The sequence below is a fragment of the Vibrio sp. C8 genome (assembly GCF_054051265.1).
The window spans coordinates 1-25228 of sequence record NZ_JBPAOE010000050.1 but is presented as its reverse complement, the minus strand read 5'-3'; the positions used below and the strand labels follow the sequence as shown (position 1 = coordinate 25228).

General features: G+C 44.6%; 24 protein-coding genes and 1 riboswitch. Of the genes, 11 read left to right on the top strand and 13 right to left on the bottom strand.

Annotation, left to right across the window (positions count from 1 at the left end):
* Window positions 1-5 precede the first annotated feature (5 nt).
* The gene (gene uspA / locus ACRQQK_RS17750; RefSeq protein WP_042490075.1) at window positions 6-431 is read left to right on the top strand and encodes a universal stress protein UspA; all 426 of its coding nucleotides are present in this window, start codon (window positions 6-8) and stop codon (window positions 429-431) included.
* Between the two features lie 67 nt (window positions 432-498).
* Complete coding sequence (locus tag ACRQQK_RS17745; protein WP_457513610.1) at window positions 499-1386, top strand: carboxylate/amino acid/amine transporter; 888 nt, start codon at window positions 499-501, stop codon at window positions 1384-1386.
* Window positions 1387-1486: 100 nt separating this feature from the next.
* Here ACRQQK_RS17745 and ACRQQK_RS17740 read toward each other — a convergent pair whose 3' ends face one another.
* Window positions 1487-1870 carry a hypothetical protein gene (locus tag ACRQQK_RS17740; protein WP_457513608.1) on the bottom strand — a complete coding sequence of 128 codons (384 nt, stop codon included), beginning with the start codon at window positions 1868-1870 and terminating at the stop codon, window positions 1487-1489.
* 109 nt (window positions 1871-1979) lie between these two features.
* On the bottom strand, window positions 1980-2768 hold the full coding sequence (locus ACRQQK_RS17735) for a class I SAM-dependent methyltransferase (protein WP_457513606.1): 789 nt from the start codon (window positions 2766-2768) through the stop codon (window positions 1980-1982).
* A gap of 124 nt (window positions 2769-2892) precedes the next feature.
* Here ACRQQK_RS17735 and asnC point away from each other — a divergent pair, with 124 nt between their 5' ends.
* A complete protein-coding gene (gene asnC, locus ACRQQK_RS17730) occupies window positions 2893-3357 on the top strand; it encodes a transcriptional regulator AsnC (protein ID WP_042490084.1) in 465 nt (154 codons plus the stop codon).
* An 84-nt stretch (window positions 3358-3441) separates the two neighbouring features.
* Here the strand turns inward: asnC and tsrA are convergent, their stop codons facing one another.
* Together tsrA and ACRQQK_RS17720 are read right to left on the bottom strand one after the other, a co-directional pair.
* Window positions 3442-3723, bottom strand: coding sequence for an H-NS-like global regulator TsrA (tsrA, locus tag ACRQQK_RS17725; protein WP_457513604.1), 282 nt, complete (start codon window positions 3721-3723; stop codon window positions 3442-3444).
* A 164-nt stretch (window positions 3724-3887) separates the two neighbouring features.
* A complete protein-coding gene (locus ACRQQK_RS17720) occupies window positions 3888-5045 on the bottom strand; it encodes a multidrug effflux MFS transporter (protein WP_457513886.1) in 1158 nt (385 codons plus the stop codon).
* Window positions 5046-5202: 157 nt separating this feature from the next.
* Here ACRQQK_RS17720 and ACRQQK_RS17715 point away from each other — a divergent pair, with 157 nt between their 5' ends.
* The 8 genes from ACRQQK_RS17715 to choV all read left to right on the top strand — a co-directional run bounded on the left by ACRQQK_RS17715 (window position 5203) and on the right by choV (window position 15199).
* On the top strand, window positions 5203-6144 hold the full coding sequence (locus tag ACRQQK_RS17715) for a LysR substrate-binding domain-containing protein (protein ID WP_042490091.1): 942 nt from the start codon (window positions 5203-5205) through the stop codon (window positions 6142-6144).
* Window positions 6145-6323: 179 nt separating this feature from the next.
* Window positions 6324-8111 carry an aminopeptidase P family protein gene (locus tag ACRQQK_RS17710; RefSeq protein ID WP_457513602.1) on the top strand — a complete coding sequence of 596 codons (1788 nt, stop codon included), beginning with the start codon at window positions 6324-6326 and terminating at the stop codon, window positions 8109-8111.
* Between the two features lie 265 nt (window positions 8112-8376).
* Window positions 8377-8979: a transcriptional regulator BetI gene (betI, locus tag ACRQQK_RS17705; protein WP_457513600.1), complete on the top strand. Its 603-nt coding sequence runs from the start codon at window positions 8377-8379 to the stop codon at window positions 8977-8979.
* Between the two features lie 8 nt (window positions 8980-8987).
* Window positions 8988-10448, top strand: coding sequence for a betaine-aldehyde dehydrogenase (gene betB / locus ACRQQK_RS17700; RefSeq protein WP_457513598.1), 1461 nt, complete (start codon window positions 8988-8990; stop codon window positions 10446-10448).
* Window positions 10449-10457: 9 nt separating this feature from the next.
* On the top strand, window positions 10458-12179 hold the full coding sequence (gene betA / locus ACRQQK_RS17695; RefSeq protein ID WP_457513596.1) for a choline dehydrogenase: 1722 nt from the start codon (window positions 10458-10460) through the stop codon (window positions 12177-12179).
* A gap of 11 nt (window positions 12180-12190) precedes the next feature.
* Entirely contained in the window at window positions 12191-13120 is a 930-nt protein-coding gene (locus ACRQQK_RS17690; protein ID WP_457513594.1) for a choline ABC transporter substrate-binding protein, read from the top strand.
* A 49-nt stretch (window positions 13121-13169) separates the two neighbouring features.
* The gene (gene choW / locus ACRQQK_RS17685; protein ID WP_042490103.1) at window positions 13170-14015 is read left to right on the top strand and encodes a choline ABC transporter permease subunit; all 846 of its coding nucleotides are present in this window, start codon (window positions 13170-13172) and stop codon (window positions 14013-14015) included.
* Complete coding sequence (gene choV, locus ACRQQK_RS17680) at window positions 14015-15199, top strand: choline ABC transporter ATP-binding protein (protein ID WP_457513592.1); 1185 nt, start codon at window positions 14015-14017, stop codon at window positions 15197-15199. The genes choW and choV overlap by 1 nt, the downstream gene beginning before the upstream one ends.
* Before the next feature lie 129 nt (window positions 15200-15328).
* On the opposite strand, the gene thiH is transcribed toward choV, so the two are convergent.
* The 9 genes from thiH to ACRQQK_RS17635 all read right to left on the bottom strand — a co-directional run bounded on the left by thiH (window position 15329) and on the right by ACRQQK_RS17635 (window position 24724).
* Window positions 15329-16441, bottom strand: a complete 1113-nt coding sequence (gene thiH / locus ACRQQK_RS17675) for a 2-iminoacetate synthase ThiH (protein WP_457513590.1) — start codon at window positions 16439-16441, stop codon at window positions 15329-15331.
* Window positions 16438-17238: a thiazole synthase gene (locus ACRQQK_RS17670; protein ID WP_457513588.1), complete on the bottom strand. Its 801-nt coding sequence runs from the start codon at window positions 17236-17238 to the stop codon at window positions 16438-16440. The genes thiH and ACRQQK_RS17670 overlap by 4 nt, the downstream gene beginning before the upstream one ends.
* 4 nt (window positions 17239-17242) lie before the next feature.
* Window positions 17243-17449 carry a sulfur carrier protein ThiS gene (gene thiS, locus ACRQQK_RS17665; RefSeq protein ID WP_457513586.1) on the bottom strand — a complete coding sequence of 69 codons (207 nt, stop codon included), beginning with the start codon at window positions 17447-17449 and terminating at the stop codon, window positions 17243-17245.
* Window positions 17434-18237 (bottom strand): HesA/MoeB/ThiF family protein, encoded by an 804-nt coding sequence (locus ACRQQK_RS17660; protein ID WP_457513584.1) that lies wholly within the window; start codon window positions 18235-18237, stop codon window positions 17434-17436. Before ACRQQK_RS17660 ends, thiS begins: the two co-directional genes overlap by 16 nt.
* On the bottom strand, window positions 18227-19429 hold the full coding sequence (locus ACRQQK_RS17655; RefSeq protein ID WP_457513582.1) for a thiamine phosphate synthase: 1203 nt from the start codon (window positions 19427-19429) through the stop codon (window positions 18227-18229). Before ACRQQK_RS17655 ends, ACRQQK_RS17660 begins: the two co-directional genes overlap by 11 nt.
* Before the next feature lie 3 nt (window positions 19430-19432).
* On the bottom strand, window positions 19433-21400 hold the full coding sequence (thiC, locus tag ACRQQK_RS17650; protein ID WP_457513580.1) for a phosphomethylpyrimidine synthase ThiC: 1968 nt from the start codon (window positions 21398-21400) through the stop codon (window positions 19433-19435).
* A 109-nt stretch (window positions 21401-21509) separates the two neighbouring features.
* Window positions 21510-21608, bottom strand: a riboswitch (TPP riboswitch).
* A 52-nt stretch (window positions 21609-21660) separates the two neighbouring features.
* Window positions 21661-22044: a fluoride efflux transporter CrcB gene (gene crcB / locus ACRQQK_RS17645; protein WP_102954552.1), complete on the bottom strand. Its 384-nt coding sequence runs from the start codon at window positions 22042-22044 to the stop codon at window positions 21661-21663.
* A 138-nt stretch (window positions 22045-22182) separates the two neighbouring features.
* The gene (locus ACRQQK_RS17640; RefSeq protein ID WP_457513577.1) at window positions 22183-23559 is read right to left on the bottom strand and encodes a multicopper oxidase family protein; all 1377 of its coding nucleotides are present in this window, start codon (window positions 23557-23559) and stop codon (window positions 22183-22185) included.
* 94 nt (window positions 23560-23653) lie between these two features.
* Window positions 23654-24724, bottom strand: a complete 1071-nt coding sequence (locus ACRQQK_RS17635) for a GGDEF domain-containing protein (protein ID WP_457513575.1) — start codon at window positions 24722-24724, stop codon at window positions 23654-23656.
* Window positions 24725-25228 lie beyond the last annotated feature (504 nt).

The window sequence follows — 25228 nt, the reverse complement described above, 5'->3', positions numbered from 1 at the left end:
GCATCATGAGCTATAAACACATCTTAGTAGCTGTTGACCTATCTGAAGATAGCAAATTGCTGGTAGAAAAAGCCGTCGCACTCGCGACACCTCTCAATGCTGCTGTCTCGTTTATCCATATCGATGTCAACTATGCCGAACTGTATACCGGACTAATTGATATCAATTTGGCAGAAACTCAGCATCACGCAATGGAAGCATCGCAAACTCAGTTAAAAGAACTGGCAGATCATGCTAATTACCCAATCAACCATACTTTAGTGGGCAGTGGTGACTTGAGCAATGAGCTTTGTGACACCATCAATGAGTTCAATATTGACCTCGTGGTTTGTGGCCATCACCAAGATTTTTGGAGTAAGTTACTCTCCTCAACAAGACAGCTCATAAATTGTTCACCTGTCGACATGTTGGTAGTACCACTTAATGACTGACGAACAATAATAAATCAGATAGACTGCGGGTAATTTTCAACATCCACTTATAAAATTATCAGGGATTATGTTTTATTTATCTGCAGTTACCCTTCTTTGGGCATTTTCATTTAGCCTGATCGGCGTTTATCTGGCGGGTCAGGTTGACTCTTGGTTCTCAGTGTTCATGCGCGTTGCACTGGCAAGCTTTATTTTCCTGCCGTTTTTGAAATTCAAGCAAGTACCCAAAAAACTGATTGTTCAGCTAATGTCTATCGGTGGTATCCAACTTGGATTAATGTACTGCTTCTACTACCAATCTTTTTTACTACTCTCTGTTCCAGAAGTATTACTGTTTACCGTATTTACACCTATTTACGTTACTTTGATTTACGATTTGCTTAAAGCGCGTTTCTCTCCGTGGTATCTGGTTACGGCCGCTATCGCGGTAGCTGGGGCGGTATTCATTAAGTTTGCTGGCATCAATGAGAACTTCGTAATCGGTTTCTTTGTTGTGCAAGGTGCCAACCTCTGTTTTGCAATCGGTCAGGTGGCTTATAAATATGTTATGGAAAATCAAAGCGTAGAGCTTCCTCAGCGCACGGTGTTTGGTTATTTCTACTTAGGCGCACTGGTTGTGGCAACCATAGCGTTCGCGCTTTTGGGTAACCCAGCGAAGCTACCAACGACCTCACTGCAATGGGGTATTTTGATTTACCTTGGTGTGATTGCATCTGGTCTAGGTTATTTCGTGTGGAACAAGGGTGCGTGTTTGGTTAATGCGGGTGCGCTGGCGATCATGAATAACGCTTTGGTTCCTGCCGGTTTAATCGTCAACATCGTTATTTGGAACCGCGATGTAGATATTGCTCGACTCTCTATTGGCGGCATCATCATTTTGTTCTCACTGTGGGTTAACGAAACTTGGGTGAAACGTAAAGTTGCTCAAAGCTACAAAGAAGCCGAAAGCGCTTAAACACTGGCTGCTCAAACACTGGTAAGAAAAGAATCGCATAGCAAAACGCCCATCAGGTTAAGCCGATGGGCGTTTTTGTATTTGAGGCTCTAAGTAGCCGTTAGTGATACTGAGAAGTAAGTGAATACTCACTGCTTGTTGCTTGATTTAACTTGGCAAACTTCAACTGCAGTGCTTGCTGTTTCTTGGCAAGCTTGCGTTGTTTCTTCAGCACTTTTGCCAGTTTCTTCTGATATTTTTTCTGCGCTTTAAGCGTTTTCTTAGCCACTTTTAATGCCGCTTTGCTGTTTTTATCAACGCTGACACTTTCTTTGGCAACCGGAGCATTCACAGAAAAAGCCTGAGGTTTACACAGACTCTTTTTGTCAGAAGATGAACGAGCGCACGAGCGACATAGGTACTTAGGTTCAGCAACAATTCGATGAATATCTGACAACGAAGCAGTGATATCGTGACGACTTAATTTACATAAGCGCTGAGCCATAAATACAACCAAACAAAAATGATAATGATTCTTGGTTATATATAACCCTCTACTAATAAAAAGGCAAGCGTACTATTCGTCAGATGTTTTCGTCTGATGTTTCCGCCTGTTATTTCTCGCCCGTCATCGCTGCAATCACATAAACATCAAAGCGATTCTTTTTGGTTTCTATTGCCATACTTGGCTTTTGCTCTGCCAACCAATTTGCGTAATCCGGACGCTTCACTACCACTCGTTTGGTAGCAAGTTGCAAAGCGGGTTCTAATAGCGCGTCAGCGTCGTTATCTGCGCCGACAAGAGATTGGAATACGCGCATCTCTTTCTTCACTAGGGCGCTTTTCTTTTTGTTCTCTGGATGCGGATACATAGGATCGAGATACACTACATCTGGGCGAACGAAGCTTTCGTCATTGGCTAATTTATTGAGCGCATCGTGACTAGATGCATGCAGTAGCGTCACGCGATCTGAAACCCAACCACCAATTTCACTGTCCTGTTTGGCTCGATTTAATCCATCATCCAACAATGCCGCAACCACAGGATGACGCTCCACCATTTGTACTTTGCAGCCCAAAGAGGCTAAAACAAATGCATCTCGGCCTAAGCCTGCTGTTCCATCCAGCACCGTAGGTGTGGCACCTTTATTTAACCCTGCAGCTTTTGCAATGGATTGACCTTTACCGCCACCAAACTTACGACGATGCGCCACCGCTCCAGTGACCCAGTCAACGAAGATGGCTCCCAGCTTAGGTTCATCGACTTTACGCAGTTCTAATTGCTCGCTGGTGAGTACCAGCGCAAAAACGCTTTCATCACTGTGTGTGAGCTTCCAGCGAGTTGCTATTTCATCAAGCTCAGAAGCGCGTTCAGGGGCTTCACAAATCAGTTGTAGCTGCAAAGTGTCATTCCATCATGAGTTTCAAAAATCGCTGCCAGTGTAGCGGATTTTCATCAGAAACCTAAGGTTTCAGTGTGATAAGATGCGGAAGAATCTTCGTTGAATAAGTGAACTAGGAACCTGTATGCAAGTTGCCTCTACAAAGCTCGACGAGCTTGATCGCGCTATTCTGAAAATCTTAATGGATGATGCACGTACGCCCTATGCAGAAATGGCGAAGCAATTTAATGTCAGCCCTGCCACTATTCACGTACGCATCGAAAAAATGAAAGCTGCGGATATCATTCAAGGTACTGAAGTTGTCGTGAATACCAAGAAGCTCGGCTATGACGTGTGCTGTTTTATTGGTATTAACCTGAAAGCTGCGCGTGATTACCATTCCGCGCTGGAAAAGCTCAATGCCCTTGATGAAGTAGTTGAAGCTTACTACACCACTGGTGCTTACAGTATTTTCGTCAAGTTGATGTGCCGTTCGATTGAAGAACTGCAGTTTGTATTGATCGACAAGTTGCAGGCGATTGACGAAGTTCAGTCAACAGAGACACTGATCTCGCTACAGAACCCAATCAACCGTAACGTAATTCCTTAAATCGACGCCAAAAGATAACAAGTTCAAAAAGTAGATAAGACAAAAAACCCAAGTTTCAAACTTGGGTTCTTGTTAAAGCATCAGTTATTTTTTCAGGTAACTCATTAGCTCTTCAGCTGAGATACCTTGTTGCGCTAATTGCTTAGCCAACAAATCAACTTGTTCACCTTTGCGCGAATCAATCACTTGTTGAAATTGATAAACCAAATCACGCAGAACTGGCAACGGAACTTGTTTAGCAGCGCTGCGTACTCGCTCACTGCTTTGATTACCTAACTCATTAAGTAACTTACCAAACATCACTTTTTCTGGTGATTCTTCTAACTGCTCGAGAATACGAGCCATTTCATAGGTAGTTAGGGACACTGTATTTCGATTCCAAGACGCTATTTCTAATGATAGTGAGCGAAATAATATACACCTGTTACCATGATTAGAAAATAGCACTTCAGAGTATTTACAAAACCTTATAACTCTTCACTATTTTATCTTGTGAACGACGTTGCTGTTTCCTATTCCTGCCCACCGCATCACTGAAATGCTAAGCGATGCCACTCTTTGCCTGCTTTAGACAACAAAATAATCAGCGCAGGGGCAACAATCCACATTTGAAGTGCAATCATCATCTGCGGTTCAAGCTCTAAACGTTGTAGCGTACCTACAACAAGACCAGCACCACTCATCTGGAACAAACCCAACAGTGCCGCGGCTGTGCCCGCTTTGTCGCCAAACGGAGCCAATGCTTTACCCGCAGCTGAACCCAGAATCCAAGCAAAACCTACCGATGAAAAGAAGATTGGCAGCATAAAGGCTAAAGCCGTGCCTTGAGACTTCATTCCGACCATCAGGCCACCAGCCACTAATAACATCACGATTCCAGAGAACAGAATTTTATGTGTTCCCCACTTGTCCATCAGCTTAGGAGCAGATAAACAAGCCGCGATGTTAACCACAGCGTTAATACCAAACCAGAAAGTAAACTCATTCATGGTTAAGCCTAAGTTTTCCATCAGAACCACAGGGGCTGAAGTGACATAAGCCAAGATAACCGCCATCGCCAGCATACAAAGCGAAGCATGGAACAAAAATGAAGGAACTTTTAACACAGACCAGTAACGCGACAGCTTAAACACCGCTTGCTTCTCTGTAGCTGGATTGGTCTCTTTCATACGAATCAACAACCAGAATCCAACGAATACGCCAAAGCCTGCCATAAAGCTAAAGTTAGAACGCCAGCCAAATTGCTGTGTTAACCAGCTTCCCAGAATTGGCGCCAAAGCAGGAATAAAGCAAATCGCACCATTAAGGTAGCTGATCATCTTGCCACTGCGCTCAGGGCCAAAGATATCGCGAACTGTCGCAAAGGCTGCTACAGACGTTGCACACGCACCCAATCCTTGTAGCAAACGAGACATTAACATCCACTCAATATTCTGAGCGCCCCACGCCAATAAAGCGCTCAAGATGTAGATGCTAACGCCAGCCAATGCAACAGTTCGACGTCCGAGTTTATCTGCCAAAGGGCCAGCAAACAGTTGCCCGACACCCATAGCAAATAAGAACCAAGTAATCGTATCTTGAGCTAAGGCATGTTCCACGTGAAACGCTTGCGAGATTTGTGGCAACGCAGGCAAGTAAATATCGATTGCCAACGGACTAAACAGTACCAACAAAGTCAGTAGAATCATTTGCTGTTTGCTTTGCACAGAAGACTCTTTCACAAAAGAAGTTACGCTCAAAATAGGTTCCAAAAATTGAATAATAAAGAGCGTGCATCATAGAAGAATGCTGTTATTCGAACAAATGGCTTATAATCATCAGTAATATTCCTCAATGGAAAATCACATGAACATTGATAAATTAGCGCGAATTGACCTTAACTTGCTTGTTTGTTTACAAGTTCTTGGAGAGGAACTCAGCGTTACACGCGCTTCTAGCCGGCTGCATCTGAGTCAGTCTGCCGTCAGTAAGTCGCTGGCGAAACTACGTGAACAATTCGATGATCCACTTTTCATCCGAACCTCCCATGGCCTAAAACCGACACCAAAAATGTTGTTTTTAAAGCCTAAATTGGAAACTTTGGTTGATCAGCTAGAGCTGATTACTCAGCCAGAGCAGTTTTCTCCTCAGTCGAGTGAATACCGATTCCATATTGCGGCTGTCGAAAGTGTCTACCCATTAATTCTTCCCCACTTTTTACCAGCGATATTCATGCAGGGCCCAAATCTCAATATCAGTACCCACTCTTGGACAGACCAAACCTTTAAAAAGCTGCAAATGGGCGAGCTCGATATTGGTATCACAGGCAAAGACATCGATATCAACGATGCGAAGTTAACCATGCTTCCACCAAAGGATATCTGCGAGCAAGAGATCTATCGCGATTCACAAATGTGTGTCGTTCGACGAGATCACCCAGTTCTAAAACAGCAATGGAATTTGGAACGCTATCTAACCCTTCGACATGTTCAAGTTCGCTGTGACGGCAGTGACCGCTGGCTGTTGGACTACCGCTTGGCTGACTTAGGTTATCAGCGTGATATTGCGATTACCGTCCCAGACTTTAACAGTGCCGCCAGCTTATGTAGCTACACTGACTTTGTGTTTACCGCGCCAAGTCATTTCACGCATCTGGTCGCCAAACATCTCGATTTGGTGGTACTGCCACTGCCTCTAGAGTTCCCACCAATGGCTTATACGCTGTTCTGGCACAGAGACAGAGAAAACGACCCGGCACTCTCTTGGTTAAGGCAAATCATTCAGACGAAAACCTTACATTTGCGTTAAACAAATGCCCTATAACACTATTGATAAGATTAAGTTCAGCACATTTGCACACTCACTACAAAACGAGTAGCTTATCGGTTCACGTCCTGCACTACATAGATAGGCAAAGTGGGTATATCAAGAGAACGGATATATCGGCATCAGCTGAACAAAAGGACAATTATTAGGAGAATAGCAAGATGTACCAATCCATCTCCCAGCGTGTAACGGAACTTCGTAACTGGTTAACACGTAACGGTTTAGACGCACTCATTATTCCTCATGAAGATGAGTATCTTGGCGAATACGTACCAGAACACAACGAACGATTACATTGGTTAACTGGGTTTACTGGTTCAGCGGGTGCCGCTGTGATTACTCAAACCTCGGCAGCCATTCTTGTTGATGGCCGCTATACCGTTCAGGTTCGCAAGCAGGTTCCACAAGAACTGTTTGAGTACCGTCATCTGATTGAAGAACCGTATTTAGATTGGCTACAAAGTCATTTGCCTACAGGTAGCAAAGTGGGCTACGACCCAAGAATGCACCGAGCGAGTTGGTTAATTGCGACTCAAAGCAAACTTGCTGGCGAACTAGAATTAGTTGCGACCGAAGGCAATGCTATCGACCAACTTTGGCATGATCGCCCTGCTCCTGTTGTCTCTGACATGCGTTTAATGAGTGATGAGCTGGTTGGTGTAAATAGCGCGACAAAACGTCAGCGTATTGCAGACATCTTGCGCTCTAAAAAAGCAGATAGCGCAGTGCTGACAGAATTAGACTCTATCTGTTGGCTGCTGAATATTCGTGGTCTAGACGTATCACGCTTACCGGTATTGTTATCGCACGCCATTGTTCATGTTGACGCAAGTGTCGACTTCTTCCTCGACCCAGCTCGCTTAGCCGAAGGCTTTGAGAATCACGTTGGTGCAGGTGTACGAGTTCATCATCCAGATACGCTGCAATCAGAACTTGAGAAACTTTCAGGCAAGAAAGTGATTGTAGACCCAGCCACCAGCAACGCTTGGTTCACACTGACACTGCAGAATGTAAACGCTGAACTCATTAAAGACGCAGATCCTTGCTTGTTACCAAAAGCCGCCAAAAACGCGACTGAAATTAAAGGCATGAAAGCGTGTCATGTTCGCGATGGTGCTGCAATGGCGAAATTTCTATCTTGGCTAGACAGCGAAGTGGCGGCTGGCAAACTGCATAACGAAGCGCAACTGTCTGATAAGCTTCAAGCATTCCGCGAGCTTGACCCAACATTAGCAGACCTGAGCTTTGACACCATTTCAGCAGCAACCACGAATGCGGCTATGTGTCACTACAACCACATGAACCAACCAGAGCCAGGTAAGCTAGAAATAAACACGCTTTACCTTGTTGATTCTGGTGGCCAATATACCGATGGTACAACCGACATAACCCGTACCATTGCGATTGGTGAAGTCAGTGACGAAATGAAGCAACAGTTCACCTTGGTTCTAAAAGGTCATATTGCTTTGGCTAAAGCTCGATTCCCGAAAGGTACTTGTGGCCACCAACTTGATGTTTTAGCCCGCCAACATTTATGGGCAAACGGCTACGATTATGATCACGGTACGGGTCACGGTGTTGGTCACTTCCTCAGTGTTCACGAAGGGCCTCAACGTATTAGTAAAGTGTTTAACAACGTTGCCTTGCTACCTGGCATGGTGTTGTCGAACGAACCGGGTTACTACCGAGCTGATGGCTTTGGTATTCGTATCGAAAACTTAGAATTGGTTGTAGAAGTCGAAACCCAAGGCGACTTCCATGTTCATGGCTTCGAATCACTCACTCGCTGCCCTATTGATGTTCGCGCTATCAATGTCAACATGCTGACAAAACCTGAACTTAACTGGCTAAACGACTACCACCAAAAAGTGTGGGACGACGTTAGCCCTCTAGTTGAAGGTGATGTTAAGCAGTGGCTAAGACAGGCAACTCAGCCAATCGCCCATTAATAACAATTCATTTACTTTTAAATCAATCCCTTAGTGAGAAATCACTAAGGGATTTTTTATTTCTAACTCGTTAATCAACGAAACAATCTTACTCTAAACATTTATTTATTTTTTAAATCACATAACCAATTGATTTTAATTAAATTAAATGCAAACACAAAACACACACTCACAAACAAACCTTAATATTAATTTGAGATCTAACGATTATTTTGTTTAACTTATATTTAACTAATCGTTCAATTAAAAAAATTAAGGAGTGATTGTGCCTAAAGTTGGAATGCCTAGCATACGCAAACCACAACTCGTCAATGCCACTATGACAGTGATTGAACGTGTCGGTTTACACGCAGCAAGCATCGCATTAATTAGTCGCGAAGCAGGTGTATCCACAGGCATCATCAATCACTACTTTGGCGGTAAACATGGTTTGCTCGAAGAAACCATGCGCGCAATCTTGCGCGAGCACTCGGAAACAGTAATGCAATTGCTGTCCGATATTCCTAAGCACCAACATCAAAAGCGCATTCATGCGATTGTTGAAGCCAACTTCTCCGATTTCCAAGCATCCAACAAGGTTGCAAAAACATGGTTGGCATTCTGGTCTTACTCAATGCATGACCCGCAACTTCACCGCTTGCAACGCGTGAACGAAAAGCGACTCCTTTCTCATCTCACAATCGAACTCAAAGCCCTATTACCTCAGCAACAGGTTAAGCAGGTTGCACAAGGTATTGCCGCACTGATTGACGGTCTTTGGCTACGCGGAGCAATGAACCAAGAAGGTATCAACGCTCAACAGGCGCGTGCATTAATTGGCGATTACTTAGAACTACAACTGGCGCAACACGCGCTAACAACTCGTTAGGTCTTCAAATGGAAAAAGCATCACTTTATATCGATGGTCGCTATCAACAGGCGTCATCAGGCGAAACTTTTATTAGCTATAACCCAGCAACCGGTGAACCTCTGGCCACTCTTGGTCAGGCTAATGAACAAGATGTTCAGGCAGCGGTAGATTCTGCCAAGCGTGGTTTTGCTGTTTGGTCGGCAATGACAGCCGTAGAACGTAGCCGTATTCTGCTAAAAGCGGTGACAATCCTTAGAGAACGAAACGATGAACTGGCACTTCTAGAAGTATTGGATACCGGTAAACCAATCCAAGAAGCCAATTGCGTTGATATTGTGACTGGCGCAGATGTTATTGAATACTTTGCAGGCCTTGTGCCTGCTCTTCAGGGCGAACAACAATCGCTTTCCGAAAGCCAGTTCTTTTATACACGTAAAGAACCACTAGGCATTTGTGCTGGTATCGGCGCTTGGAACTACCCAATTCAGATTGCCATGTGGAAGTCAGCACCCGCTCTTGCTGCTGGCAACGCTATGATCTTCAAACCTTCAGAAGAGACGCCGCTGACAGCACTCAAGCTGGCTGAAATCTTTACTGAAGCTGGCGTACCTGATGGCGTATTTAACGTTGTTCAAGGGGATGGTCGTGTTGGCCAAATGCTGACAGCCCACCCAGACATCGCAAAAGTATCATTCACCGGTGAAACGGGTACTGGCAAAGCGGTAATGTCTGCCAGCGCTCAAAGTCTGAAATCCGTCACTATGGAACTGGGCGGTAAATCTCCCCTGATTATTTTTGACGACGCAAAGTTAGACCAAGCCGTATCAGGTGCAATGACTGCTAACTTCTACACTCAAGGCGAAGTGTGTACTAACGGTACTCGTGTTTTCGTTCATGAAAATATCTATGACGACTTCATCGCTCAGCTAAAAGCACGTACGGAAAAGCTGATCGTAGGCGATCCCCAAGATCCGAATACTCAAGTGGGTGCACTTATCTCTAAAGAACATTTAGCGAAGGTTCTTGAAGCCATCGAAAGCGCAAAAAACAGCGGCGCCAAATTGTTAACCGGCGGCTATCAAGTCACTGAAGGTGAGTTAGCCAAAGGTAACTTTGTTGCTCCAACCGTATTTGTTGATTGCCAAGACAACATGGATTTCATCCAGAAGGAAATCTTCGGTCCGGTCATGGCAGTGATTAAGTTTAGCGATGAAGACGAAGCGATTAAGCGAGCAAACGCGACCAATTATGGTCTTGCTGCTGGCGTATTTACACAGAATATCTCCCGTGCACACCGAGTAATCCACCAGCTACAAGCGGGTATCTGCTGGATTAACACTTGGGGTGATTCACCTGCGCCTATGCCTGTAGGTGGCTACAAACTCTCTGGCGTTGGCCGTGAGAACGGCATCGAAACCTTAAGCCACTACACACAAACAAAAAGCATCCTGATTGAGCTGGATGACTATGTTGGAGCTTACGAGTAGGGAAGAATGATGAAACAACACTTTGATTATATTGTTATCGGTGCTGGTTCAGCAGGCTGTGTTTTGGCGGATCGCCTAACTGAAAGTGGCGAGCATTCTGTTTTGTTACTGGAAGCCGGTGGCAGCGATAAAAGCATTTTCATTCAAATGCCAACCGCTCTCTCATACCCTATGAATACACCTAAGTATGCATGGCAATTTGAATCTGTCGAAGAACCGGGATTAGATGGCCGCCAACTACACTGCCCTAGAGGAAAAGTGCTCGGTGGTAGTTCATCAATCAACGGTATGGTTTACGTTCGTGGGCACGCTTGCGACTTTGATGAATGGCAACAACACGGCGCCAACGGTTGGGACTACGCATCTTGCTTACCTTACTTTAAGAAAGCTGAAAGTTGGATTCATGGTGGCGATCAATATCGTGGCGATCAAGGCCCGTTAGCAACTTGTAACGGTAACGATATGGAACTGAACCCGCTCTATCAGGCATTTATCGATGCCGGAGAAGAAGCCGGTTATCCGACGACAAACGATTACAACGGTTACCAGCAAGAAGGCTTCGCCCCGATGCATATGACGGTGGATAAAGGCGTACGAGCTTCAACTTCGAACGCTTACCTGCGCCGAGCGTTGAAACGCCCAAACCTGACTCTGCTTAAAAATGTACTGACACGTAAAATTGTTATCGAAAACGGCAAAGCAGTAGGTGTGGAGTTTGAGCATAAAGGTCAGGTCGAAAGCGTATTTTCAAACAAAGAGGTGATTTCCAGTGCTGGCTCTATTGGCTCAGTACAGTTGTTACAGTTATCTGGTATTGGCCCTCGCGATGTGCTGGAAAACGCGGGTGTCGAAGTAAAACATGAACTACCCGGTGTCGGTCAGAATCTGCAGGATCACTTGGAAGTCTACTTCCAGTATCGCTGCGAAGAACCTATCACATTAAACAGCAAGCTAGGCCTTATCAGTAAAGGGATGATAGGCGCTGAATGGCTGCTTACCAAGCGCGGCCTAGGTGCGACAAATCATTTCGAATCTTGTGCGTTCATACGCTCTCGCGCAGGCTTAAAGTGGCCAAACATTCAATACCACTTCTTACCAGCAGCCATGCGATATGATGGTCGTACAGCGTTTGATGGACACGGTTTCCAAGTACACGTTGGTCCTAACAAACCACTGAGTCGCGGTCAGGTCTGGATTCGTTCAAATGACCCAGCAGACAAACCAGGCATTTTGTTCCGTTATTTATCAGAGCAGCAAGATATTCAGGATTGGCGTGACTGTATCCGCTTAACCCGCGAGATCTTGGCTCAACCTGCGTTAGATAGATACCGTGGTGATGAAATTCAACCGGGGTTCCATATCTCTTCAGATCAAGAGATCGATGAGTGGGTTAAGCAGAATGTAGAAAGTGCTTACCACCCCTCTTGTAGCTGCAAAATGGGCGCAGACGACGACCCAATGGCCGTGCTCGACAACGAATGTCGCGTACGCGGTGTGCAATCACTGCGAGTGGTGGATTCCTCGATTTTCCCAACCATTCCTAACGGTAACCTTAACGCTCCAACCATCATGGTTGCTGAGCGAGCGGCAGACATCATCTTAGGTAAAGCTCTTCTTCCTCGTGAGCAAGCACCCGTGTGGATCGCAGAAAACTGGCAACAAGACCAGCGCGAAAACGCACCACGACGCTCATTGGACTCCCTTCAATCTTCGGAAATGAAAGATCAATAAGGAAATAAAACATGCGTAAAGTCATCACTCTTGCAGCAGCAACTATGCTGTCGTTCAACACCTATGCAAACACTTGTGAAACTGTTCGTTTCGCGGATGTCGGCTGGACTGACATAACAGCAACTACCGCTGTCACAACCGAACTGTTAAAAGGTTTGGGCTACCAAACCAAGACTGACCTACTTTCAGTACCAGTTACCTACTCCTCTATGGCCAATGGAGATATCGACGTTTTTCTAGGTAACTGGATGCCAACAATGGAAGGCGATATTGCCAAGTATCGTGATGCAGGAACGGTCGAAACTATTCGCGCCAACCTTGAAGGCGCTAAATACACCCTAGCCGTCCCCAAATATGTTTATGACGCGGGCGTAACGTCATTTGCTGACATTGCAAAGCATGCTGATCAATTCAAAGACCGCATTTATGGTATTGAACCCGGTAACGATGGTAACCGACTCATTCAATCAATGATTGATAGCAACGCATTCGACCTTAAAGGTTTCAAACTGGTTGAGTCGAGTGAAGCGGGCATGGTTTCTCAAGTTAAGCGTGCCGTTCGCCGCAACGAATGGATTGCATTCCTCGGTTGGGCGCCACACCCAATGAACAGCAATGTTGAGATGGAATATCTGGCGGGTGGTGATGACTACTTCGGCCCTAACTACGGCGGTGCGAACGTTTATACCAACGTACGCAAAGACTACGTAGCTCAGTGCCCGAACGTTGGTCAGTTACTTAACAACCTTTCGTTTAGCCTTGATATGGAAAACGTTCTGATGGAAGCCATTCTTAACGATAAGAAACAGCCATCAAAAGCGGCTCAGGAATGGCTGCGTGCTAACCCAGAAGCTATCGAGCAGTGGTTAAAGAAAGTCACTACTAAAGACGGTAAACCAGCGATAGAAGCGGTAACCGCATATTTGAACAAAGACGCTTAACAAACTGGTTGGCGGGGCTAAATGCCCTGCCACTAAATAAGGAATTCTCGTGAACATTATTACTGAGCATAAAATCCCATTAGGAAGTTGGATGGAAACCGGGGTCGACTGGCTCACCATTAATGCCTCTGGTTTCTTTGATACCATTTCGTTCTTACTTGAAAGCATTATTATGTTGTTGGTTGATGTCTTCAAATGGATGCCACCAGCCGCTCCTATTCTTTTAACCGCCGCTATTGCGTGGTGGTTGCACCGCAGTGTTTCGTTAGTTGTGTTTATCATCGCAGCCCTGTTGCTGATCTTAAACCTTGGCTACTGGCAAGAAATGCTGGAAACCTTTGTTATGGTTTTCTCCGCGACAACGATTTCCGTATTAATTGGCGTCCCACTCGGAATCATGGCGGCACACCGTCCATGGGTTTACACCCTGATGCGTCCTATTTTGGATTTGATGCAGACAGTGCCCACTTTCGTCTATCTGATCCCTACACTGGTATTGTTCGGTTTAGGTGTCGTTCCGGGGCTGATTTCTACCATCATCTTTGCCATTGCAGCGCCGATTCGTTTGACTTACTTGGGTGTTACCCGTGTACCAGAAGAGCTGATTGAAGCGGGTAAAGCGTTTGGTGCTAACCGTACAAAACTGCTCTACAAAGTCGAACTTCCTGCCGCTCTGCCAAGCATCATGGCGGGTATTACCCAATGCATCATGCTATCACTGTCGATGGTTGTGATTGCTGCCTTAGTTGGCGCAGATGGCTTAGGTAAACCAGTTGTTCGCGCCTTAAACACGGTAAACATTTCGCAAGGTTTCGAAGCGGGTTTAGCGATTGTACTCGTCGCCATCATTCTGGACCGACTGTGTAAAGCACCAAACAGCAAAGAGGTATCATAATGAAAACGATTAATATCGAAAATCTGGACGTCGTGTTTGGTGACCAAACAGCTGCTGCAACAGAGCTACTGGATCAAGGTAAAACTCGTCAGGAAATTATCGATGCGACAGGTTTAGTTGTTGGCGTCGATAATGTGAGCCTTGATGTAAACCAAGGTGAAATCTGTGTTCTTATGGGTTTATCGGGTTCCGGCAAATCGAGCTTACTACGAGCAATTAACGGGCTTAACCCAATCACTCGTGGTTCTCTAGTGGTTCAGGACAAAGAGCAAAGCATCGATTTAGCTACATGTAATGAAACAACTCTGCGAGAACTACGTACCAATAAAGTCTCTATGGTGTTCCAGAAGTTTGCGCTCATGCCTTGGCTAAGTGTTTTGGACAATGTTGCCTTTGGTCTTGAAATGCAGGGGCTAGCTAAAAAGGAACGTCGAGCTCGCGCACGTGAAAAACTGGAAATGGTTGGACTTGCTGAATGGGAGGATAAGCTTCCACATGAGCTGTCTGGCGGCATGCAACAACGCGTTGGCTTAGCACGAGCGTTCGCGATGGATAGCGATATTCTGTTAATGGATGAACCCTTCTCAGCGCTTGATCCATTGATTCGATCGCAACTTCAGGATGAACTACTCAGCCTACAAAAACGCTTAAACAAAACCATTGTGTTTGTTAGCCACGATTTAGATGAAGCACTGAAAATTGGTTCTCGTATCGCCATTATGGAATCAGGAAAGCTGATCCAATATGGTAAGCCAGAAGAGATTGTACTTAAGCCAAAAACTCAGTATGTCCAAGACTTTGTGTCTCACACCAACCCATTAAATGTCCTTAAAGGACGCTCTTTAATGAACAGTTGTGATGAACTTAAGCAAGAATCTGGTCGCTGGCAGATTTGCCAACAAGCTGATGTTTGGATAGAGAAAAATGACAACAAATGGAATGTATCTTCTTCGCCAAAACTGAAGCTGATTGAATGGAACGAACAGACTAAGTTCGAAGAATTAACCAGTGATTCACTTGTAGTAGCTTCACCTGATATCGAAATGCGTGATGCTATCGAAATTCGCTACCATACTGGTAACCCTATTGTGCTGATAGAGAATGGAGAGTTAGTCGGAACGTTAAGTGACCATGACTTCTACCACGCTCTACTTGGTAAGTACCAGCAAGAGCAAGCTGCTTAGATTAGTAGATTCAGATTGATAAGAGAAAGGCGACTTCATGGTCGCCTTTTTTATGTTTCACGTGAAACATTTTTGTCTCTATTCTTCTCTGTATCTCAATCGCTCAAATCGAATAGTCAGTTGGAGATTTTATCCGGAATAGGCAAAATGCCAATCTTGCCACACTGCTTCCAGCCCTTTGCTCTTCATCGCCAGCGCCACATCATTTGCAGAGCGTTCGTCACTAATCTCAAACTGTTCTAGCTCAACATTCGAATTTGCGTAACCACCGGGTTGAGTTTTCGAAGCGGCAGAAATACTAGTGATACCGAGTACTGAAACGTTGTCTCTAAAACTAGCAGACTCACGTGTCGATAGAGAGAGTTCTACTTCTCCATTCCATAATCGATAAGCACAAATGAGCTGTACAAGCTGTTTATCACTCATGACAGACTTGGGCTGCATGGCTCCGGCACACGGTCTTAATCGTGGAAAGGAAATCGAGTATCGACTTTGCCAATACGTTTTTTCCAGATAATCGATATGAGCTGCTACATGGAAGCAATCCGCTCGCCAATCTTCCAAACCAATCAGCGCCCCTAGCCCAATTTTATCGATACCCGCTTTGGCTAACCGCTCTGGTGTATCTAGGCGATATAGAAAGTCCATCTTCTTACCACGTAAATGATGCTTACTATAAGTCGACGGATGATAGGTCTCTTGATAAACCATGACGGCATCTAAACCTAACGTTTTTAGTTCCGCATACTCCGCTTGGTCTAGAGGCTGAACTTCCATAGCCAGATAGTTAAATGAAGACTTAATCAGAGGAACGGTTCTTCGAAAATAATCCATCCCTACTTTGGTTTCATGTTCGCCAGTGACCAGTAAAACACTATCAAATCCCATTTTCTTAATCGCTTCTACTTCTGCCTTTATCTCGTCATCAGTTAAGGTTTTACGCTTGATACGATTACCCATTGAAAACCCACAATAGGTACAATCGTTTGAACATAAATTTGATAGATAGAGCGGAACATAGAACGACATGGTATTACCGAAGCGCTGACGTGTTTTCAGGTAAGACTGTTGCGCCATTTGCTCTAAGTATGGTTCTGCAGCAGGAGAGATCAGCGATTTAAAGTCTTCAAGATTTCGCTTTGACTTACTTAACGCCAGTTCGACATCCTGAGCAGCTTTACTGTATATAGAGAGCTTAATATCATCCCAGTCGAGTTGTTTAAATCGCTCCAGAAAGCTCATGATGCGCCTCCCAGAAACTCGGTAAACGGACTTGACGCTACAGCGTGATTTACCTGACCAGCCAATCCACTTTCATAAGCAATTCGCCCCGCCTCAACTGCCAGCTTAAATGCTTTAGCCATAGCAATCGGATCGCCCGCAGTAGCAATTGCGGTATTTACCAATACAGCGTCCGCCCCTAGTTCCATTGCTAATGCTGCGTCTGACGGTGCGCCAATTCCAGCATCAACAATGACAGGAACATTCGCTTGGTCGATGATAATTTCGAGGAATTCACGGGATACCAATCCCTTGTTGGTACCGATAGGCGCTCCCAACGGCATAACGGCTGCACAGCCAACCTCTTCTAATCTTTTACACAGAACAGGATCTGCATGGCAGTATGGTAATACAATAAAGCCATCTTTTACTAGCTGCTCTGCGGCCAACAACGTTTCTACTGGGTCTGGCATCAGATACTTTGGATCTGGATGAATTTCCAGTTTAAGCCAATTGGTACCAAGTGCTTCACTAGCCAAATGCGCCGCAAAAATGGCATCTTTTGCTGATTTTGCACCTGATGTATTTGGTAATAGATTCACCTCAGCTTCTATTAGCGGAGACAAAATATCATCGTCACGAGTCTCAAGATTCACTCGCTTGAGGGCCATAGTAACCAATTCAGATTCACAAGCTTGAATAGCTTTCGTCATAGTATCGCGGTTAGCAAACTTGCCAGTGCCTGTGAGTAGCCTTGAGCGAAATGTTTTATCCGCAATTGTTAATAAATTTTGACCTGAAAGACTGTTGTTCGACATAACGTTAGCCTCCTGCTATCGCTTGAAAAAGAGAGATTCGATCCCCTTCATTGAGCACCTGAGATGACCACAAGCCTTTAGGGATAATTTGATCATTGATGGCAAAGACACAACCAACTGCGGGTAAATCTAATTGCTGTTGCAAAGAAGTAAGCGTGGTTTGTTGATTGATCTGCTGAACAACGCCATTAACGGTTACAGTGACGGACATATCACCTCCTCGTTATTGTTACTATTCCCCTCTTTAGCTGCGCAGATTTCACAATCAGGATCTGCCATCAACTGCCACTTTTTCCAATCTAGGTGTTTAGCGTCGAATGTCATTAACTGATGAGTTTTAAACTCCGGCAACTCGGCCAAATATTGAATGGTTAACAAGGCTTGTAGATTGCCAATCGTTCCGACTACCGGACCGATAATTCCAAGGTCACTGCACTTTCCCAGTTGACCGGTATAATCGCGAGGAACCATACAGGTATAGCAGCCAGTTGCTTTGTTTGGTGCGGCAAAATCAAAAGCGATAACCTGACCACTCCAACCAATTGCGGCACCGGATATAAGTGGGACCTGACACTCAAAGCACACCTGATTAACGAGATGTCGAGTCTCTAGGTTATCCGTACAATCCAACACCACATCCGCCATCGACACTTCCAAAGGCAACAGATTCCTATCAGCTCGTCGTTGTACCGTTCGAATATGGCACTCTGGATTTAAAGCTCGTAGTTGTTGCGCCAATGCTTCGACTTTTGGTGTTGATACATGATGATTACGAAATGCGATTTGACGAGATAAGTTAGAAATTTCCACCTCATCATCATCACAAAGAACCAGCTTCCCGACTCCCGCAGCAGCTAGGTATAATGCAGCCGAATTGCCTAAGCCTCCACAGCCGATGATCAGTACTGAAGAATCACACAGTTTTTGTTGCCCTGATTCACCGATCTCAGGTAAGCATACTTGGCGTTGATATCGTAAAAAGGCATTGTCAGATAGCATCGAACACCTCCTGTCTATTCAAGGTACGACTAAATCTCGACTGCAACTCTCTTACATTCGCTTCCACATTTTTTGCTTCGGTAATCGCTCTAACCACAGCAATGCTAGAAACACCCTGATCGAGCACTTGCTGAATATTGTCTAAATCAATACCGCCAATCGCGACACTTGGTACTCCAATGGATTTGCCATAAGGCATACTATCAAGCAGCTTTTGATAAAGTCCCAATCGTACTAAGCCTTGTGGTTTTGATGGCATTTGCTTAGTAGTGGTAGGAAATATATGTCCAAGGGCGATGTAGCTCGGTGATAGCTGATGGATACGTAGCAACTCAAAATAGCCATGAGTGGATAACCCCAATGCCAACCCACTATCTGCGATAAGCTCCAAATCCGCGTCTAATACATCTTCTTGACCAAGGTGAACGCCAAAAGCATTGTGCTTCAAAGCAAACTGCCAATAGTCATTAATAAACACTTGTGCCTTGTATTCTCTACCCAACTGGATAGCTTTAGCGATTTGTTGTTCTAAACTTGGCTCATTCGGGTCTTTAATCCGTAGTTGTATGGTTTTAATTCCCAACTTAAGCAATCTTTCAATCCATTCAACATTGTCAACGACTGGGTATAGACCCAATGATTGTTTACCTAGAGTGGTGAAACCTGTTTGAGCAATAGACACTGCAGGTTGCTCAATAAACGGAAAATATTGGAACTGTGTCGGCCATGTTTCACGTGAAACATTCATTGCAGCCCGACTCAAAACAAGGGCATCTTCCAGAGGAAAATCGAGAGCGAGAGAAGCTACAACCCAGGCAAAATGATGCCAAGATTGATTCGTAGATAAGGTCTGACTATGAAACAAGAGCGTTGTTTCATCTAGATGAAGCCAGCAGTCTACCAAACGTTCATCATAAGAAACGCCAATTTGAACAACATTAGGTAGACAAACCTCTTGAGGTTCTCCCCCATAGAGGAACGTCAGTTTACTCTCTAGATCACCGTCGCCACTTAGTTCAAATAAATTGCTGTATAAACGAGAAGTCTCTGTATCAACAAGTTCAATACATTGAGTTGGGCTTACGCCCAACTCAATGTTACTGATATTGAAACCCTGCTCAGCTGCAAGCAGCAAAACTTGTTGAACTTCTCCCGTAAACTCAAGGCAATGAGATGGGATAAGTATCTTCACAAGTTACTCCTCCGTAACGACAGAGTTCTGTTTAACTGCTGGATGGTAAAGCTCAGAACCTGACTGCAAAAACTCCTGAGATTTTTGACGCATACCTTGATCCACTTGTTCAAATAACAGTGGGTCATCCAGCATTTTGATTTCGATGGCTTGGTCAGCGGCAACTTGCTCTTTGTTATTCGCGTATTCCCTAACCTCTTGTGAGATCTTCATTGAACAGAACTTAGGACCACACATAGAACAGAAATGAGCAACTTTCCCTGACTCTTGAGGAAGTGTTTCGTCATGGAAGGCTCGCGCCGTAACTGGATCGAGAGACAGGTTGAATTGGTCTTCCCAACGGAATTCGAAACGAGCTTTTGACAAAGCGTTGTCGCGGACTTGAGCCCCAGGATGTCCTTTAGCAAGGTCAGCAGCGTGAGCAGCAAGCTTATAAGTAATAAGCCCTGTTTTTACATCTTCTTTGTTAGGAAGTCCTAAATGCTCTTTTGGCGTGACATAGCAAAGCATGGCACAGCCATACCAACCAATCATGGCAGCGCCGATACCAGACGTAATATGATCATAGCCGGGTGCAATATCTGTCGTCAGAGGACCAAGAGTATAGAAAGGCGCTTCGTGGCAATGCTTCAGCTGCTCTTCCATGTTCTCTTTAATCATATGCATCGGAACATGACCAGGGCCTTCGATAATAACCTGAACATCATATTCCCAAGCGATTTTGGTTAACTCGCCAAGTGTTCTTAACTCAGCAAACTGAGCTTCATCATTCGCATCAGCAACCGAGCCCGGACGTAAACCATCACCTAACGAAAGCGAAACATCATACTTCGCACAGATTTCGCAAATCTCTCTGAAGTGGGTATAAAGGAAGTTTTCCTGATGATGAGCCAGACACCATTTGGCTATGATTGAGCCGCCACGAGAGACAATACCGGTTACGCGTTTAGCAGTCATAGGTACGTATCGAAGAAGCAAACCGGCATGAATCGTGAAGTAATCGACCCCCTGCTCCGCTTGTTCAAGTAAGGTATCGCGCATCACTTCCCAAGTCAGGTTTTCAGCTACACCGTTTACCTTTTCCAGAGCTTGATACATAGGAACAGTACCAATCGGAACCGGGCTGTTACGTAATATCCACTCACGTGTTTCGTGAATATTTCTGCCAGTAGAAAGGTCCATAACCGTATCAGCACCCCAACGAGTCGCCCATACTAGCTTTTCTACTTCTTCTTCAATTGAAGAGCTCACAGACGAATTACCAATGTTGGCGTTTACTTTCACTAAGAAGTTACGGCCTATAATCATAGGTTCAGCTTCTGGGTGGTTAATATTACATGGAATTACCGCGCGCCCTTCAGCCACTTCTTTGCGCACAAACTCTGGAGTGATGTCTTTTGGCAGATTTGCACCAAAGCTCTGTCCTGAATGCTGCTGGTTGAGTTGTTCATCTTGGTAACGGCGATTACCCATGTTCTCTCGCAGCGCGATAAACTCCATTTCAGGGGTAATAACACCCTGACGAGCATAATGCAGCTGAGTAACACGTTTTCCCTCTTTGGCACGACGAATCGAAGGCAAATTGCCATAGCGCAGTTCGTCTAATGTTTCATCAGATAGACGCTCTTGAGCGTATTCAGAGCTCATCGATTGCAGAACTTCAGTATCGTTTCGCTCTTCAACCCAGCCGGCTCTTAGCTTAGGTAACCCGCTGTATAAATCGATTTCATGTTCAGGATCGGTATAAACGCCAGAAGTATCGTAAACACAAATAGGTTCGTTAGGCTCAAATATCGGAGCTTCTTTGCTTCCACCGATTAAGCTATCAGCAAGTGAAATCTCACGCATCGGTACGCGCAAATCGGCACGAGAGCCTACGACATAGGTCTTGCTAGAATTTGGATAAGGTTGAACGGAGAGGTTCTCGATAAACTGTTTTGCTTCCAGTCTCGCTTGTTTGCGACTCGACATAGCATTTTCCTTGTATTGTTTTAGGGATAAATGCTTGGCGGAAAAATGTGTCAATAAGAGATGAGTAGACGGATCTTAGGTTTGGGGCTTATCGCCAACCAATCTAGAAAGAGGCTCTTCTCTTGTTCCCTTCGCTGGTATTAACCAGATCAGGTTCAACGGATCCCGAATAAACGGTCTCAGCCTTATGGCACTCCGACAAGTGAAACGATTATAGATAAAGAAACTTAGTTAACCAAGAACAAAAGTAGAGTTTTTAATCAACCTTTTATTAACCATTGATAAGCAAGCCAGGCAGCTGAAATGCTCAACAGTACATTAAGTAGCACGTTAAAACCCATTTTCACAAATGCACCTTGCTGCATAAGAAGTACGTTATCCATTGAGAAAGTCGAAAACGTGGTCAGTGCCCCAAGGAAACCTAAACCGATAATTTGTCGCCACGGATAAGGAGCCAACCACTCATTTTCTACTGCTGCGATCAGCAGCCCCATAATAAATGAGCCGACCACGTTAACAGTTAGCGTGCCATATGGAAAAGATCGTCCGAATAAGGTGACACACATTTCTGATACTAAGTATCGAGAACACGCACCGATCGCACCACCGATCGCAATAAGACCCAAAATTGAAAATTGCCCCATGTACCCTCCCAAAATCATTTCAGCCATTGTACTGATTTATTGAGTACAAAAGAGTCAAAAATGATGAAAATAATGTTCTCATAATAAGAGGAACTACCCTCTATAACTGAATAGTTTTAAAAAGTTACAGGAGTCACTTTAAGCAACTTCAATGTATCCCATCAACCCCGTTTTCATGTGTTCAATCACATGACAGTGATACATCCATCGCCCTAGGTTGTCGGCAACAAACGCCGCCTTTGCCGAGCCATTTTTTCCAAGCAAGACTGTATCTGTATGAAAAGGAGCATCGACAGGTTTGCCATCCAACTCTAACACGGTAAACGTATGACCATGCAAGTGAATAGGATGATGATACTGCGTGACATTTTTGAGATGAAAAATATACGTTTTGCCAAGTTCTAAACTAGCGAGTGGTGCCGGAATATTATTGGCGCTCATTCCTTCCCAAGCTCGTTTGTTCATCAGCCAAAAATTAGGTACAGCATGTCCACTTTCATCAGCAGGAGAAACGGCACCTTCCCACTCAAAAACGAAGTCTATGGATTGAGCATTGGCTAAATCAATCTTAGGAATTGGATTGAGAGGCAAAGCTGGGATCTCGTTGTCTTCGGGTAGCTTTGATTGCTGGCATTTAAATTCGCACAGTGGGAACGGGAATTTTCCTTTCATCTGGCGCACGTAAACCACATTTCCAGCCTTAGGCGCAATAAAAGCGATGTCCACTCTCATTCCCGGCCCAATCTTATGCTCTTTTAAAGGGTAAGGCGTTTTAATAGGATTACCATCAATAGCCACTATCCACGCTTCAGCACCTTCAACAGCAATTGGATAAGTAATCGTGTTGTCGACATTAGCAATTCTCAATCTGACACTGGCATTTTGCTGCACATCGTAACTAGGATTGTGAATACCATTTACCGTTCCCCACTCCCCCGGAGTACCCATGCGAGCGCTGTAGCGTGGAATCATCAAGTCCTTCCATTGGCCTTTTTTATCAAGATGCCAATGTTTAAGAACTAACTCATGTTCTTGATCGAAAGTGACTGGCTGCGCTTCTTCCACCACGATAAGACCAACCAGTCCCATCCCCAGTTGTTTTACGCTGTTCATATGAGGGTGATACCAGAAGGTGCCCGCATCCGGTGGAGTAAACTCATAAACGAATGTCTCTCCGGGCATAATCGGCCTCTGGCTTAGAAATGGAACACCATCCATACCAATAGGTATACGCAAACCATGCCAATGGATTGTTGTCGCCTCATCAAGTTTGTTGGTAAAACGAATGGTCACTTTTTCCCCCTGACGACAGCGTATTGTCGGAGCAGGTATTGAACCGTTGAAGCCAAGAACAGGAGTTACATAACCCGGAACGATCTCAGCAGAAGAAGCTTCCGCTGTAAGTTCATAAACATATCTTTCCTGATCAGTTCGAATCAATGAACAGGCAGGTAATAACGTAGATAGCCCAAGAGCTGAACTAACTGAAAGAAAACGACGACGAGTAATATCCATTTCTGCCTCAGGTAAAGCAACACAACAAAGTGTTAATAAAACTTATTCTCATCACAATGTAAACAACAGTGGACATTAAATCGCTCTAGCCCATCTATTTTTTAATGATGCAGTTCCTGCCGTTGCGTTTCGCCATATACAGAGCCGAATCCGCTTTGCTGAATAAACTGTGTAGAGTGTCACCGTTACTCACTTCGCTATAACCAACACTGATAGTAACGGGGTTAGGAAGCATTAAGGAGGCTTTGGTTTCAACAGCCTTACGTATCTCTTCTAAAAGCGTTTTAACACTCTCAGAATCGCTCTGAGAAAGAAAAAGAACAAACTCTTCGCCACCGTAACGACCAATCAGATCTTGCTGTCCCATAAATGATTTAAGGATGTTAGAGACTGCAATAAGCGTATTGTCACCAACATCGTGCCCAAAAGAGTCATTTACCTTCTTGAAATGGTCGATATCAACAACCGCGATGACGCCTCGAGAGCCAGAATTGGATAAAGATTGAGAAATACGTTCATTGATATAGCGCCTATTGTACAACCCCGTCAGTTCATCACGGATAGAGCGCTCGTAATGCCAATCGATCTGCTTAAACAAAAACAGCGACAATAATGAACCAAGCAAAAAGAAACATACAATGTTCTGAGTTACAACGACTGCCACACGATAGTAATCAGGACTGTTAGTTATCCCCAAAGCGATAGTTGGAAAGCTAGCGGCAACCATACAAACCACAGCAGAGAGCGCCAACATGCGCTCACCTCTTCCGTTCAGATGTCGATTCTTATAACAGACCCAGCATGCTGCTAGATAAACCAGAATAAAGTTAAAAAAAGCTAACTGAACTCTGAACTGAAGGGTTCCAGTCCAGTTATAGTAAATAACGAACTGAATAATCGTGTAAGCAAGAACGTGGCTTACAGCCAGTTTCCATAGCCAAGACTTTATTGACTTCTTATACCAACTTAGAGTCCCAAATAACAATAGATACGCAACGCTCATATATAGAGCGTTATTAACTAATACGGAATAGCCAAGAGGAACCCAAGAACGGATCGCCATAGCAAAAAAAGCTGAACCTAAGAACAGAAAAAATAAGAAAAAGTACGATGCAGAGAGTCTTTGATAACCAGACAAACCACTACGAATTTGTAATAAGAACAAACATCCAACAACACTGCAGAGAATATTGTTTAAGACGCTAGCAAAGATAATTAAATCGGAGGCTGAGTAAATCACGGTATGGCGTTTATGTAAGCAAGTGGGGCGATAATATCACCGATATTAATGATAACAAAGTAACCAATTTGGTAAGCATATTTTCATTACTTGTGTAGATAGCTACTATCAACAGGTTATGTGCCTCTACTTGCTACTCAATAAATCCCTATTATCCAAACGACAGATGTAAAAAAGCCCCAGCCTTTCGACTGAGGCTCCTAATAATAGCAGGGATGGAGAAATTCGAACTCCCAACACGCGTTGATTTTTGGTGTTGGCGGAATCCGCTGCTCTGCCAATTGAGCACTGCAGCAACTATCTAAACGACAGATGTAAAAAAGCCCCAGTCTTTCGACTGAGGCTTCTAATTATGGCAGGGGTGGAGAGATTCGAACTCCCAACACGCGGATTTGGAATCCGCTGCTCTGCCAATTGGAGCTACACCCC